Genomic DNA, 12,399 nt, shown 5'->3' with positions numbered 1-12,399 from the left:
TGTGGAACTATGCACGCTTGCGTATGACCATCCAGACTCGGTGAAGCTGATCTTCGACATCCAGCAGGTCTACCTGGACCGCTACGGCGAGATCGACGTCACGCCGGTCGACCCCGCGGAGTTCGCCGCGCCGTTGGGCCACTTCGTGGTCGGCTACCTCGACGGCGGACCGGTGGCGTGCGGCGGGTGGCGCGCGCACGACGTGGCCGAGCACTCGCTGCGCCCCGGTGACGCCGAGATCAAGCGCATGTACGTGGCGGAGGCCGTGCGCGGGCGCGGCCTGGCCCGGCTCGTGCTCGCGTCGCTGGAGACGGCGGCGCGGGCGGCCGGGCGCCGGCGGATGGTGCTGGAGACCGGGTTGCGCCAACCGGAGGCGATCGGGCTCTACCAGTCCAATGGATACGTGCGCATCGACAACTTCGGCGTCTACCGGCATCATCCGGAGAGCCTTTGCTTCGCGAAGGATCTGTAGAGGACCCCCGGGAGGTACCGCGATGGCGATCTACGCGTTGGGTGACTTCGAGCCGGTGATCCACCCGGACGCCTACGTGCACCCCGACGCGACGGTGATCGGCGACGTGCGGATCGGCGCGCACGCGTCGGTGTGGCCGCAGGCCGTGCTGCGCGGTGACTACGGGCGCATCGAGGTCGGCGCGCGGACCTCGATCCAGGACGGCACGGTCGTGCACTGCACGGAGGTGCACCCGACGTTGATCGGCGCGGAGTGCGTCGTCGGGCACAACGTGCACATCGAGGGCGCGACCATCGCCGACCGGTGCCTGATCGCCTCGGGATCGGTGGTGCTCAACGGGTCCGTGGTGGAGACCGGCGCGATCGTCGGCGCGGGCGCGGTGGTGTCGTTCGAGGGGCACGTGCCGGCGCGCTCGATGGCGCTCGGGGTGCCCGCCAAGGTGCGCGAGGGTTACGTCGTGCCGGACGGCGCCTGGCAGTTCGCGGTGGACAAGTACGTGCGCAACATCTTGACCTACCGCAAGGAACTGCGGCGCCTGGACTGAGATAGGGTCCCGCCGTGGCACGTCCGCTTGAGGAGATCATGGAAGCCGGCTGGGCCGCGGCACTCGCGCCCGTGGCCGATCGCATCGCCGCGATGGGCGAGTTCCTGCGGGCGGAGGTGGCCGCCGGGCGGACCTACCTGCCCGCCGGGGAGAACGTGCTGCGGGCGTTCCAACAGCCCTTCCACTCGGTGCGGGTGCTGATCGTCGGCCAGGACCCGTACCCGACGCCGGGACACGCGGTCGGCTTGAGCTTCTCGGTGTCGCCGGAGACCCGGCCGATCCCGAAGAGCCTGGTCAACATCTACACCGAGTACATGTCCGACCTGGGACACCCCAAGCCGTCCAACGGCGACCTGACCCCGTGGACCGAGCGTGGCGTGCTGCTGCTCAACCGCGCGCTGACGGTGCAGCCGGGCAAGTCGAACTCCCACCGCAACAAGGGCTGGGAGCCGGTGACCGAGCAGGCGATCAAGGCGCTGGCCGAGCGGGACGCGCCGCTGGTTGCGATCCTGTGGGGCAGCCAGGCACGTGCCCTCAAGCCGCTGCTGGGCGCCGACCGCTGCGTCGAGTCGGTGCACCCGAGCCCGTTGTCGGCGGCGGGCGGCTTCTTCGGCTCGCGGCCGTTCAGCAAGGCGAACGAGCTGCTGGTCAAGCAGGGCGCTGAGCCGGTCGACTGGAAGCTGCCCTAGTCAACGTCACGTTGGGTGACACCCAGGCTTGCACACTGTCATACTGGCAGGTAGTCCGCCTGCCCCACGGGATGACCGACCTGTCCGGCGTCGACTCGCGCTGCGAACGTCGAGCACATGAGACTCAAGACAGCACTCGTCGCGCTCCTCGCGGCGGCCTCGGCCCTGGTGTCCGCGGGTTCGGCGGTGGCCGAGCCGACCACCAAGGACCCCGTTCCGGTCACCGGCGTGTGGTGCGACGGCGACACGTACAAGTGCAGGGCGGCGCTGGGCTTCCGTGACGGCCGGTGGGCGGCCGACTGGGGCGTCGAGGTCCTCCCCACCTGAGCCCGGAGGTTCCTCCGCACGCCGGAAGGCCCCCGGGAACGAGTCCCAGGGGCCTTCGACAAGCTCATTCAGGCGCGGGTCGTCAGCCGCGCACCACCTTGCCCGCCTTCAGGCACGAGGTGCACACGTTCAGCCGCTGCCGCGTCGAAGAAGAAACCTTCGCGCGCACGGTCTGAATGTTCGGGTTCCACCGGCGGTTGGTGCGCCGGTGGGAGTGCGAGACCGACTTGCCGAAGCCCGGCCCCTTGCCACAGACGTCGCACACGGCAGCCACGTCAGCCACTCCTTAAGGTTTCTTCAGCGGTACTCACGCCCCGGCGGGCGCGCAAGCGTGCACAAGCCTCAGCCGGGCATGGCAACCCAGACAGGGTAGCCGGTGGCGCGTTCGGCTTCCAAACCGGGTGCGAATACCCTCGCCGGCATGCAGGCTCTCGATGCGGTCGCGGTGCGTCAGTGGGCAGACGCCTGCGTGCGGTCCCTGGACGCCAACCGGGAGGACATCGACCGCATCAACGTGTTCCCCGTGCCGGACGGCGACACCGGGACGAACCTGCTCCAGACGATGCGCTCGGCGTTGGACGCGCTGCTCAGGACACCCGTGGACACTGTCGGGGCGGCGTTGGGAGCACTGGCGCGCGGTGCGCTGGCCGGTGCGCGCGGCAACTCCGGGGTGATCCTGTCGCAGGTGCTGCGCGGCCTGGCGGAGGCGGCGCAAGGGGCGTCGACGGCGTCCGGCGCGTCGCTGCGGCGGGCGTTGTGGCGGGCCGACGAACTGGCCACCGCCGCCGTCTCCGAGCCGGTGGCGGGCACGGTGCTGTCGGTGCTGCGCGCGGCGGCCGAGGCGGCCCGCGACTGCACGTCCGACGACCTGGACGAGGTGGTCACGGTCGCGGCGAAGGCCGGTGCCGAGGCGTTGGCGAACACACCGCGCCAGCTGGCGGTGCTGGCCAAGGCCGGTGTGGTCGACGCGGGCGGGCGCGGGCTGGTGGTGCTGCTGGACACGTTGGCGGCGGTGATCACCGGGCGGGAGGTCGAAGAGGTGCCGGCCGTCGTCACGGTGCCGCGCGACGCGCTCACGACGGCGCGCGAGGCCGGGTCGTCCGAGTACGAGTACGAGGTCATGTACCTGCTGGACGGCACGCCCGACGCGGAGGCGCTGAAGGACGAGCTGACGGCCGTCGGCGACTGCGTGTCCGTGGTCGGCGACGGCGCCGGCCTGTGGACCGTGCACGTGCACTGCAACGACATCGGCGCGGCCGTCGAGGCGGGCGTCCGGGCGGGTCGGCCGCACCGGATCACGGTGGCCAGGTTCGCCGACCAGATCGCCGCCCAGGCGCCCCGGTTCGTGCGCGACCGGGCGATCGTCGTGCTGGTCGAGGGCGAGGGCGCGGTCGAGCTGTTCCGGTCCGAGGGCGCGGCGGTGTTCGAGCCCGGTGACGAGGTGACGGCCGCCGACCTGCTGGCCGTGGTGGTGAGCACGCGGGCGCGGCAGGTGACCGTGCTGCCCGGCGACCCGAAGTGGCGCGAACCGCTGGACGACGCCGTCACGCAGGCCGTCGCCGCGGGTCAGGACGTCGTGGTGGTGCCGACGTTCTCGCCGGTGCAGGCGTTGGCGGCACTGGCCGTGCACTCGCCGTCCCGGCGTGCCGGTGACGACGTGGTCGCGATGGCGGAGGCCGCGGCGGCGACCAGGCGCGGCGAGGTCGCGGTGTCCGACCGGGAGGCGATCACGTGGGTCGGCCGGTGCCGTCCCGGTGACCTGCTCGGCATGGTGGACGGCGAGGTCGTGGTGATCGAGCCCGGGGACGCCGACGTCGGCGCGCTGGCGTGCCGACTGGTCGACCGGATGCTCGCCAGCGGCGGCGAGCTGGTCACCGTGCTGTTGGGGCGGGCCGCCCCGGACGGCGTCGAGCGGGTGCTGGAAGATCACCTGCGCGTCGTCCACCCGGAGGTCGAGCTGGCCGCTTACCGGGGTGGGCAGCGTGACGCCCTGCTCACTGTCGGTGTGGAGTAGTTGAATAGGCCGCGATGACGACCTTCGACGAGAAGCTGGTGTCGGTGCTCGGCAAGAAGAGCGCCGACGCGCTGGAGGCGGGCCTCGGCCTGACCACCGTGGGCGAGCTGCTGCGCCACTACCCGCGCCGGTACGACGAGCGCGGCAAGCTGACCGAGATCGCCGGGCTGGAGCTGGGCGAGCACGTCACCGTGCAGGCGCGGGTGAAGAGCGCGCGGCAGCGGCGGATGAAGTCGCGCAGCGGCGAGCTGCTGGAGGCCGTGATCACCGATGGCACCAGCGACCTGCACCTGGTGTTCTTCGGTCGCGGCTCGCGCAAGGTCGAGCGGGAGCTGCTGCCGGGGCGCGAGGCGATGTTCGCGGGCAAGGTCGGCATGTTCAACGGCAAGCTCCAGCTCGCCCACCCCGACTACCAGGTGCTGGACGGGGAGGACGTCGCGGCGGCGGACTTCGCCGGCGCGTTGATCCCGGTCTACCCAGCGGCGCAGGGCATCCAGTCGTGGAACGTCTCCAACTGCGTCGAGCAGGTGCTCGCGGTGTGGGACGGGGTGACCGAGGACCCGCTGCCGGAGCCGCTGCGCGCCGAACGCGGCCTGATCGGCTTGGAGCAGGCGCTGCGGCACATCCACCGGCCGGACGGCTGGGCCGCGATCACCATCGCCCAGCAGCGGCTGAAGTGGGACGAGGCGCTGGCGGTGCAGCTCGCCCTGGCGCAACGCCGCCGTTCGGCGACAGCCCGCCCCGCGCCCGCGTGCCCGCCCCGGCCCGCTCTGGTGCGGGAGGCGTTCGACGCCCGACTGCCGTTCGAGCTGACGGCGGGGCAGCGCGAGGTGGGCGAGCAGATCGCCCGCGACCTGTCCGGCGAGCACCCGATGAACCGGCTGCTCCAAGGGGAGGTCGGCTCGGGCAAGACGATTGTGGCGTTGAGGGCAATGTTGCAGGTCGTGGACGTCGGGCGGCAGGCGGCGATGTTGGCGCCGACCGAGGTGCTGGCGGCGCAGCACGCCCGGTCGTTGCGGGAGCTGTTGGGTGATCTGGGGCAGGCCGGTGAGCTGGGCGGTGCCGAGCACGCGACGCGGGTGACGTTGCTGACCGGGTCGATGCCGGCGGCGGCGCGGAAGCGGGCGTTGCTGGAGATCGTGTCCGGCGAGGCCGGGATCGTGGTCGGCACGCACGCGTTGATCCAGGACAAGGTGGAGTTCGCCGACCTGGGGCTGGTCGTGGTGGACGAGCAGCACCGGTTCGGCGTGGAGCAGCGGGCCGCGCTGAGCGGGCGCGCGGGTGGGTCGACACCGCACGTGCTGGTGATGACGGCCACGCCGATCCCGCGCACGGTGGCGATGACGGTGTACGGCGACCTGGAGGTGTCCGCGCTGCGCGAACTGCCGCAGGGGCGTTCGCCGATCAGCACGTCCGTGGTGCCGGTGGCGTCGAAGCCGGGGTGGCTGGACCGGGCGTGGCAGCGGATCCACGAAGAGGTCGGCAAGGGGCACCAGGTGTACGTGGTGTGCCCGCGCATCGGTGACGGTGCGGCGGAGGACGACGCGGAGACGCCGCCGAAGGAGTCCGGCAAGGACGACGGCAGCGACCGCCGGCCGCCGCTCGCGGTGGTGGACGTGGCGAACAAGCTGGCCGAGGGGCCGTTGCGCGGGCTGCGGATCGACATCCTGCACGGCCGGATGGCGCCGGACGACAAGGACGCCGTGATGCGGGCGTTCGCGGCGAACGAGGTGCAGGTGCTCGTCGCCACGACCGTGGTCGAGGTCGGCGTGAACGTGCCGAACGCCACCGTCATGGTGATCATGGACGCGGACCGGTTCGGCGTGAGCCAGCTGCACCAGCTGCGCGGGCGGGTCGGCCGGGGCAGCGCGCCGGGGCTGTGCCTGCTGGTGACCGAGATGCCGGACGGCACGTCCACGATGGAGCGGCTGCGCGCGGTCGAGTCCACTCTGGACGGTTTCGAGCTGGCGCAGCTGGACCTGGAGCTGCGCCGTGAGGGCGACATCCTCGGTGCGGCCCAGTCCGGCAAGCGGTCGGGGCTGAAGATGCTGTCGCTGCTGCGCGACGAGGACGTGATCGCCGAGGCGCGGGTGGTCGCGCAGGAGGTCGTGGAGGCGGACCCGGAGCTGACCGCGAACCCCGGGCTGGCCGGGCTGGTGGCGGGTCTGCTGGACGACGAGCGCGCGGAGTACTTGGAGAAGGCGTAGGCGCGGGCCGGGGGCGCCGGGGGTCGACGGCGCCCGGTTACCCTGGCTTGTGCCCCGATTCCTGCTCGTCCTGGTTCCGCTGGTGCTCGCGGCCTGCACGGCCGCGCCGGCCGCCGATCAGGCCCCGACCACGTCCTCGCTGCCCAAGGGCGATCTCGCGGTGCTCGCCGAGCGCATCGAGCAGCGGCGGGCCGAGCTGGGGACGGCGACGTTCCACACCGAGGGGTTCGCCTCGGACGGGCAGGCCACCGAGGTGCGCAACGTCGTCGACGGCGTGGTGCGGCAGGACGCGGACGGCGTGACCGCGTCGATGACGATGGACGTGTCGACCGGCGGTCAGCCCAAGAAGATCGCGTTGGTGGTCGTCCGCGACGGCACGTACGTGCAGGTTGAGGGCGCGCCGATGCCCGCCGGGAAGAAGTGGGGCTACTACCCGGCGGCGAGCGGCGGCGAGGTGTCGGCGTTGCTGCGCGGCTTCGGGCCGAGCGCGACGGTCGGCGCCGAGCTGGACTACGTGCAGCCGCGGGCGGCGCTGATCGTCGGCCGGTCGTCGGAGCAGGTGGACGGGGTGCCGGTGACGCGGTACGACCTGGTGGTGGACGCGTTGAAGATGGCCAAGGTCATCGAGGACCAGGACATCCAGCTGCAGCACACCCAGCTGGCCGAGTACGGGGTGAAGATCTCCGCGACGGTGTGGGTGGACGGCACGAGCGCGCCCGTGCGGGCCGAGTACCGGTTCGAGCTGGACGGCAAGGTCGTCAAGCAGTCCACGACCCGGTTCCGGGGATGGGGTGAGCCGGTCGGGATCACCGTGCCCGCCCAGGCCGAGGTCGTGCCGGCCGACCAGTTGCCCCAGTAGGCGGACGGTCCGGTAGGGCGGGGTCGGTCCTACTTGGGCTGCCTGCCCTTCGGGACCGGCAGCTGGGTGGTCGGCTGCTCGGACGCGGGGACGTCCTTCGCCTTGCCGGCGGACTTGGCCGCGGGCTTGGGCGGCACGGGCTTGGCGGTCGCCGGTTTGGTCGGCGCGTCGTCGGCGGCGGCAGCCGGGGCAGGGGCGGCAGCCGGGGCGGCGGGACGGTCGGTGGTCCCTGCGTGCTTCGGGGATGCGGGCGCGTCGTCGGCCGCCTTGTCCTGGGCCGCCTCCTCGTCCAGCGGCGTGAGGCCGGCCACCGCCCGGGACACCGCTTCCTGCGCGGCGGCGAACTGCTCGCTCAAGGCGCGATGCACGCGGTGCAGCTCGGCCAGCTTCTCGTCGGCCGCGGTGGTGCGGCGGTCGGCGTGGGCGTCCGCCTCGGTGACGGTCTTCTCGGCCCGGGCGTTCGCGTCGCCGATCGTCTTCTCGGCCTGGGCGTTGGCGTCGGTGATCGTCTTCTCGGCCTGGGCGTTGGCTTCGGTGATGGTCTTCTCGACCTTGGCCAGCGCCTCGGACTCCAGCTCGGCGACCTGCTTCTCGGTCTCGGAGCGCAGCTCGGCGGCCTCGGCGCGGGCGGCTTCGAGGAGCTTCGCGGCCTCGGCCTTCGCTTCCACCACGTGCACCTCGTGCTCCTTGCGGAGCTTGGTGCGCAGCTCGTCGTACTCCTTGTCGAGGTCGTCGTGGTAGCCCTTGTACTTCTGCTCCAGCTCGACCCGCCTGGCCTCCAGCGCCGCGGTCTTCGCCTCGAACTCCTCGGTCAGCCGCTCGCGGTCGGCGCGGGTCTCGGCCAGCAACGCCTCGTGCTCGGCGGTCAGCTTGGCCCGCAGCTCCTCGTGGGAGCGCTCCAGCTCGGTGCGCCGCTCGTCGTGCTGCCGCTCCAGCTCGGTGGTGCGCTGCTGGTGGGCCGCCTCCAGCTGCCGCCGCCGGTCCTCCAGCTCACCCATCGCCCGCTGGTGCGCCGCCTTGCCCTCGGCCGCGGCCCGCTCGGCCTTGGCGCGGGTCGCGTTCGCCTCGTCCAGCGCGGCCTTGCGGATGTCGGCGATCTCCTCCTCGGCCAACGTCATCATCACGCGCACGCGCTCGGTGACGTTGGACGCGCTGGCCGGGCTGGTGGCCAGCTTGCCGAGCTGGGACTTGACCTTGTCGAGCTCGGCGCGGGTGGAGTTGAGCAGCTTGCTCAGCTCGGCGACCTGGGCCGACGCCGCCTCCCGGGCCCGGTTCGAGTTCTTGAGGTCGAACTCGAGCCGCGTCACCCGCTCGTTCACCTGGCGCTGGTTGTACCCGCGCAGTACGACGTCGAAATGGGTGCGGGCAGCAGGCTGCCCAGTCCCTTCAGCCCCGGCCATGGGCCAACCCTACCGAGAAGTCGCGGGGCGTAGTCACCCGATGCAGCGAACGCACCGTAACGAGTCGGTGATCCACCGTGTGGGGTTAATCGCGTTTGGCGAGTGGTGCGGTAGGGCGATGTGGAGGAGACCGTCAATCCGCCGCCCGCGTGCCGTGCTCCCGGGGGCTGCGCGAGGAGACCGCGCAGGAGAGAATCCCGGGGCGTGATCCCAGGTCGCGCCTGCCTTGACCGGGTGAGTGAACGATCACGATGACGTCCGTCACGTGAGATGGAACTCCCGAGGGGCGGGAAGCGCACGGTAGCGTGCCTTGATTCATCGAGTCCCGCCCTCCTCGGGCGGGACTCGCCGAGTAACCGGGAGGGAACGCCGCATGTTCCGCAAGGTTCTTGTCGCCAACCGCGGCGAGATCGCGATCCGGGCCTTTCGCGCTGCCTACGAACTGGGCGCCGGCACGGTTGCCGTCTTCCCCCACGAGGACCGCAACTCCCTGCACCGCCTGAAGGCCGACGAGTCGTACGAGATCGGCGAGCCCGGTCACCCCGTCCGGGCCTACCTGTCCGTCGAGGAGATCATCAAGGCGGCCCGCAAGGCGGGCGCCGACGCGGTCTACCCCGGCTACGGCTTCCTGTCGGAGAACCCCGAGCTGGCCAAGGCCTGCGCGGACGCGGGCATCACGTTCGTCGGCCCGCCGTCCGATGTCCTCGAGCTGACCGGCAACAAGGCACGCGCCATCGCCGCGGCCCGGGAAGCCGGCCTCCCGGTGCTCAAGTCCAGCGAGCCGTCGAGCGATGTCGAAGCCCTGGTGCGCGCGGCCGAGGACATCGCGTTCCCGGTGTTCGTGAAGGCCGTGGCGGGTGGTGGCGGGCGTGGCATGCGGCGCGTTGAGGAGCCCGCCGCGCTGAGGGAGGCCCTGGAAGCCGCGTCCCGCGAGGCGGAGTCGGCGTTCGGCGACCCGACGGTGTTCCTGGAGCAGGCCGTGGTCGAGCCGCGGCACATCGAGGTGCAGATCCTCGCCGACGGCGAGGGCAACGTGATGCACCTGTTCGAGCGCGACTGCTCGGTCCAGCGCCGGCACCAGAAGGTCATCGAGATCGCGCCCGCGCCGAACCTCTCGCCGGAGCTGCGCGACCGGATCTGCAACGACGCGGTCAAGTTCGCCCGGCACATCGGCTACCGCAACGCCGGCACCGTCGAGTTCCTGCTCGACCCGAACGGCAACTACGTCTTCATCGAGATGAACCCCCGCATCCAGGTCGAGCACACGGTCACCGAAGAGGTCACCGACGTGGACCTGGTGCAGTCGCAGATGCGCATCGCGAGCGGCGAGAACCTGGACGACCTCGGCCTGAGCCAGGAGACCGTGCAGCTGCGCGGCGCCGCCCTGCAGTGCCGCATCACGACCGAGGACCCGGCCAACGGCTTCCGCCCCGACACCGGCATGATCAGCGCCTACCGCTCGCCGGGCGGCTCGGGCATCCGGCTGGACGGCGGCACGACCGGCGCGGGCACGGTCATCGGCGCCCACTTCGACTCGATGCTGGTCAAGCTGACCTGCCGCGGTCGCACGTTCTCGGCCGCGGTGGCGCGTGCGCGGCGCGCGGTGGCGGAGTTCCGCATCCGGGGCGTGTCCACGAACATCCCGTTCATCCAGGCGGTGCTCGACGACCCGGACTTCTACGAGGGCCGCGTCACGACGTCGTTCATCGAGAAGCGCCCGCACCTGCTGACGGCGCGGCACTCCGCCGACCGCGGCACCCGGATGCTGACCTACCTGGCGGACGTGACGGTCAACAAGCCGAACGGCCCGCGTCCGTCCGCTGTGGACCCGAAGGTGAAGCTGCCGGCGGTCGACCTCAACGCCGAGCCGCCGGCCGGGTCGAAGCAGAAGCTGGACGAGCTGGGACCGGAGGGCTTCGCCCGCTGGCTGCGGGAGAGCAAGGCGCTGGCCGTCACGGACACGACGTTCCGGGACGCGCACCAGTCGCTGCTGGCGACGCGGGTCCGGACGAAGGACCTGCTGGCGGTGGCGCCGCACGTGGCGCGGATGGCGCCGCAGCTGCTGTCGCTGGAGGCGTGGGGCGGTGCGACGTACGACGTGGCGCTGCGGTTCCTCGCGGAGGACCCGTGGGAGCGGCTGGCGTCGTTGCGCGAAGCGGTGCCGAACATCACGCTGCAGATGCTGCTGCGCGGTCGGAACACGGTGGGCTACACCCCGTACCCCGAGGCTGTGACCAGCGCGTTCGTCGACGAGGCGACGAAGACGGGTATCGACATCTTCCGGATCTTCGACGCGTTGAACGACGTCGAGCAGATGCGGCCGGCGATCGAGGCGGTGCGGGAGACGGGCACGGCGGTCGCGGAGGTGTGCCTGTGCTACACCGCCGACCTGTCGAACCCGGACGAGCGGATCTACACGCTCGACTACTACCTGAAGCTGGCCGAGCAGATCGTCGGCGCCGGCGCGCACGTGCTCGCGGTGAAGGACATGGCCGGCCTGCTGCGCCCGCCGGCGGCGGCACGCCTGGTGACGGCGTTGCGCAAGGAATTCGACCTGCCGGTCCACCTGCACACGCACGACACGGCGGGTGGGCAGCTGGCCACCTACCTGGCGGCCATCCAGTCCGGTGTGGACGCGGTGGACGGCGCGGTGGCGTCGATGGCGGGCACGACCTCGCAGCCGCCGCTTTCGGCCATCGTGGCGGCGACCGACTACACGGACCGGTCGACAGGGCTGGACCTGCGGGCGGTGTGCGACCTGGAGCCGTACTGGGAGTCGGTGCGCAAGGTCTACGCGCCGTTCGAGTCGGGCATCCCCGGTCCGACCGGTCGGGTCTACTCGCACGAGATCCCCGGTGGGCAGCTGTCGAACCTGCGGACCCAGGCGGTCGCGCTCGGGCTCGGGCAGAAGTTCGAGGAGATCGAGGCCATGTACGCGGCGGCCGACCGGATGCTCGGACGGCTGGTGAAGGTGACGCCGTCGTCCAAGGTGGTCGGCGACCTGGCGTTGCACCTGGTCGGAGCGGGTGTGTCGCCGAAGGAGTTCGAGGCGGACCCGGGTCGGTTCGACATCCCGGCCTCGGTGATCGGGTTCCTGCACGGTGAGCTGGGCGACCCGCCCGGCGGGTGGCCGGAGCCGTTCCGGAGCAAGGCGTTGCAGGGGCGGGCCGCGCCCAAGGGCGTGGCGGAGCTGACGGACGAGGACGTGAAGGGGCTGGAGACCGACCGGCGGGCGACGCTCAACCGGTTGCTGTTCCCGGCGCCCACGAAGGAGTTCCTGGCGCACCGCGAGGCGTACGGCGACACGAGCGTGCTCGGGAGCAAGGACTTCTTCTACGGGCTCAAGCCCGGCGAGGAGTACCAGGTCGACCTGGAGCCCGGTGTGCGGCTGCTGATCGGGTTGGAAGCCATCGGTGAGGCGGACGAGCGCGGTATCCGCACGGTGATGGCGACGTTGAACGGGCAGTTGCGGCCGATCCAGGTGCGTGACCGGTCGATCGCGGCCGAGGTGCCGGTGGCGGAGAAGGCGGATCGGGGCAACCCGGGGCACGTCGCGGCGCCGTTCGCCGGGGTGGTGACGCCCAGCGTGGCCGAGGACGACGTGGTCGAGGCCGGTCAGACGATCGCCACCATCGAGGCGATGAAGATGGAGGCGGCGATCACCGCGCCCAAGGCGGGGCGGGTCAAGCGGTTGGCCGTGCGTGGGGTGCAGCAGGTCGAGGGTGGGGATCTGCTGATCGTGCTGGAGTGAGGTGGGGCCGGGCTTGGTGGTTCGGCCCGGCTCGGTGGTTGGGTCCGGCTCGGTGGTTGGGTCCGGCTCGATTTGACATGGGGCCCGTACGGGCACTCCGGCTTCGACCAGCCTAAAGCACCCGAACCCATGTCAA

General features: G+C 71.6%; 10 protein-coding genes. 8 read left to right on the top strand and 2 right to left on the bottom strand.

Features of this window, described 5'->3' with window-relative positions; all coding sequences use genetic code 11:
• Position 1 precedes the first annotated feature (1 nt).
• From B0I31_RS02320 to B0I31_RS02305, 4 genes are all read left to right on the top strand, one after another.
• Positions 2-472 carry a GNAT family N-acetyltransferase gene (locus tag B0I31_RS02320; RefSeq protein WP_106613594.1) on the top strand — a complete coding sequence of 157 codons (471 nt, stop codon included), beginning with the start codon at positions 2-4 and terminating at the stop codon, positions 470-472.
• A gap of 22 nt (positions 473-494) precedes the next feature.
• Positions 495-1,016: a gamma carbonic anhydrase family protein gene (locus B0I31_RS02315; protein ID WP_106613593.1), complete on the top strand. Its 522-nt coding sequence runs from the start codon at positions 495-497 to the stop codon at positions 1,014-1,016.
• Positions 1,017-1,030: 14 nt separating this feature from the next.
• The gene (locus B0I31_RS02310) at positions 1,031-1,705 is read left to right on the top strand and encodes a uracil-DNA glycosylase (protein WP_181319951.1); all 675 of its coding nucleotides are present in this window, start codon (positions 1,031-1,033) and stop codon (positions 1,703-1,705) included.
• Between the two features lie 117 nt (positions 1,706-1,822).
• Entirely contained in the window at positions 1,823-2,032 is a 210-nt protein-coding gene (locus B0I31_RS02305) for a hypothetical protein (RefSeq protein ID WP_106613591.1), read from the top strand.
• A gap of 82 nt (positions 2,033-2,114) precedes the next feature.
• Here the strand turns inward: B0I31_RS02305 and rpmB are convergent, their stop codons facing one another.
• A complete protein-coding gene (gene rpmB, locus B0I31_RS02300; protein ID WP_073891577.1) occupies positions 2,115-2,306 on the bottom strand; it encodes a 50S ribosomal protein L28 in 192 nt (63 codons plus the stop codon).
• Between the two features lie 147 nt (positions 2,307-2,453).
• Here rpmB and B0I31_RS02295 point away from each other — a divergent pair, with 147 nt between their 5' ends.
• From B0I31_RS02295 to B0I31_RS02285, 3 genes are read left to right on the top strand one after another with little or no spacing between them, the layout of a single operon-like run.
• Entirely contained in the window at positions 2,454-4,046 is a 1,593-nt protein-coding gene (locus B0I31_RS02295) for a DAK2 domain-containing protein (RefSeq protein WP_106613590.1), read from the top strand.
• A 14-nt stretch (positions 4,047-4,060) separates the two neighbouring features.
• Positions 4,061-6,253: an ATP-dependent DNA helicase RecG gene (recG, locus tag B0I31_RS02290; RefSeq protein ID WP_106613589.1), complete on the top strand. Its 2,193-nt coding sequence runs from the start codon at positions 4,061-4,063 to the stop codon at positions 6,251-6,253.
• Positions 6,254-6,302: 49 nt separating this feature from the next.
• Entirely contained in the window at positions 6,303-7,112 is an 810-nt protein-coding gene (locus tag B0I31_RS02285) for an SCO4651 family lipoprotein (protein WP_106613588.1), read from the top strand.
• 29 nt (positions 7,113-7,141) lie between these two features.
• Here the strand turns inward: B0I31_RS02285 and B0I31_RS02280 are convergent, their stop codons facing one another.
• Positions 7,142-8,512 (bottom strand): coiled-coil domain-containing protein, encoded by a 1,371-nt coding sequence (locus tag B0I31_RS02280; RefSeq protein ID WP_106613587.1) that lies wholly within the window; start codon positions 8,510-8,512, stop codon positions 7,142-7,144.
• A gap of 373 nt (positions 8,513-8,885) precedes the next feature.
• On the opposite strand from B0I31_RS02280, the gene B0I31_RS02275 reads away from it, so the two are divergent.
• Positions 8,886-12,263, top strand: coding sequence for a pyruvate carboxylase (locus B0I31_RS02275; RefSeq protein WP_106613586.1), 3,378 nt, complete (start codon positions 8,886-8,888; stop codon positions 12,261-12,263).
• Positions 12,264-12,399: the final 136 nt, after the last annotated feature.

This window comes from Saccharothrix carnea (genome assembly GCF_003014735.1).
Taxonomy (GTDB): domain Bacteria; phylum Actinomycetota; class Actinomycetes; order Mycobacteriales; family Pseudonocardiaceae; genus Actinosynnema; species Actinosynnema carneum.
Note: the sequence above shows the minus strand (reverse complement) of the source record. Positions and strands in the feature narration are given on the sequence as shown.